Below are 2,277 nucleotides of genomic sequence, written 5' to 3' on the forward strand. Positions count from 1 at the left end.
CAATAACTCCAGCCTCAGCAGCGAGCCTTGAACCGGGAGCAGAGACAACGTTTACGGCAACCTATACGGTAACGCAGGCAGACGTGAACAACGGCAAAGTACACAATACAGCCACGGCTAAAGGTACACCGCCAACAGGAGATGACGTGAAAGATACCGACGAGGAAGACGTACCGTTTACTGCGGCGCCATCCATTGATCTTGTGAAGACAGCTTCGGCTGGCCCTCACGCGGTGGGAAGTGTGATCACGTATAGCTTCAAAGTGAAGAACACGGGTAATGTAACACTGAGCAATGTAACGGTAAGTGACCCACTACCAGGCCTGAGCGCTATTGCTCCAGCTTCAGTAGCGAGCCTTGAACCGGGCGCAGAAACAACGTTTACGGCAACCTATACGGTAACGCAGGCGGATGTAAACAACGGTAAGATCCACAATACGGCAACCACGAAAGGTACGCCTCCAAGTGGTCCGGATGTGAAAGATACCGACGAGGAAGACGTACCGTTTACCAGCACGCCATCCATTGATCTTGTGAAGACCGCTTCGGCTGGTCCTCATGCGGTGGGAAGTGTGATCACCTATAGCTTTAAAGTGAAGAACACGGGTAATGTGACCCTAACCAATGTAACGGTAAGTGACCCGCTACCAGGTTTAGGAACAATAACTCCGGCTTCCGTAGCGAGCCTTGAACCGGGAGCAGAGACAACGTTTACGGCAACCTATACGGTAACGCAGGCAGACGTGAACAACGGTAAGATCCACAATACGGCAACCACGAAAGGTACGCCTCCAAGTGGTCCGGATGTGAAAGATACCGACGAGGAAGACGTACCGTTTACCAGCACGCCATCCATTGATCTTGTGAAGACAGCTTCGGCTGGCCCTCATGCGGTGGGAAGTGTGATCACCTATAGCTTTAAAGTGAAGAACACGGGTAATGTGACGTTGACCAATGTAACAGTAAGTGACCCACTACCAGGTCTGGGAGCAATCACTCCGGCTTCCGTAGCGAGCCTTGCACCGGGTGCAGAAACGACCTTCACCGCGAGCTACACGGTAACGCAGGCAGACGTGAATAACGGCAAAGTACACAATACAGCCACGGCTAAAGGTACACCGCCGACAGGAGACGATGTGAAAGATGATGATGAAGAAGATGTACCGTTTACCCAATCTCCTAAGATCGAGCTGACCAAAACAGCTTCGGCGGGTCCTCACGCGGTGGGAAGTGTGATTACCTATAGCTTCAAAGTGAAGAATACGGGTAATGTAACACTGAGCAATGTAACGGTGACTGACCCACTACCAGGTTTAGGAACAATCACTCCGGCCTCAGTAGCGAGTCTGGCACCGGGTGCCGAGACAACCTTCACAGCCAGCTACACGGTAACGCAGGCAGACGTGAACAACGGCAAAGTACACAATACAGCCACGGCTAAAGGTACACCGCCGACAGGAGATGACGTGAAAGATACCGACGAGGAAGACGTACCGTTTACCAGCACGCCATCCATTGATCTTGTGAAGACAGCTTCGGCGGGCCCTCACGCGGTAGGAAGTGTGATCACCTATAGCTTTAAAGTGAAGAACACGGGTAATGTGACCCTAACCAATGTAACGGTGACTGACCCACTACCAGGCCTGAGCGCTATTGCTCCAGCCTCAGTAGCGAGTCTTGAACCGGGAGCAGAGACAACGTTTACGGCAACCTATACGGTAACGCAGGCAGACGTGAACAACGGCAAAGTACACAATACAGCCACGGCTAAAGGTACACCGCCGACAGGAGATGACGTGAAAGATACCGACGAGGAAGACGTACCGTTTACCAGCACGCCATCCATTGATCTTGTGAAGACAGCTTCGGCGGGCCCTCACGCGGTAGGAAGTGTGATCACCTATAGCTTTAAAGTGAAGAACACGGGTAATGTGACCCTAACCAATGTAACGGTGACTGACCCACTACCAGGCCTGAGCGCTATTGCTCCAGCCTCAGTAGCGAGTCTTGAACCGGGAGCAGAGACAACGTTTACGGCAACCTATACGGTAACGCAGTCGGATGTGAACAACGGCAAAGTACACAATACGGCAACCACGAAAGGTACGCCTCCAAGTGGTCCGGATGTGAAAGATACCGACGAGGAAGACGTACCGTTTACCCAATCTCCTAAGATCGAGCTGACCAAAACAGCTTCGGCGGGTCCTCACGCGGTGGGAAGTGTGATTACCTATAGCTTCAAAGTGAAGAATACGGGTAATGTAACACTGAGCAATG

Annotated in this window: 1 protein-coding gene; it reads left to right on the forward strand. The window is 52.0% G+C overall.

The genetic code is table 11. The features are described 5' to 3' along the window. On the forward strand, positions 1 to 2,277 hold a 2,277-nt coding region (locus AB2U10_RS19055), incomplete at both ends, for a CLIPPER-2 domain-containing protein (protein WP_493820780.1).

This window comes from Leadbetterella sp. DM7 (assembly GCF_040829825.2).
Lineage (GTDB): Bacteria > Bacteroidota > Bacteroidia > Cytophagales > Spirosomataceae > Leadbetterella.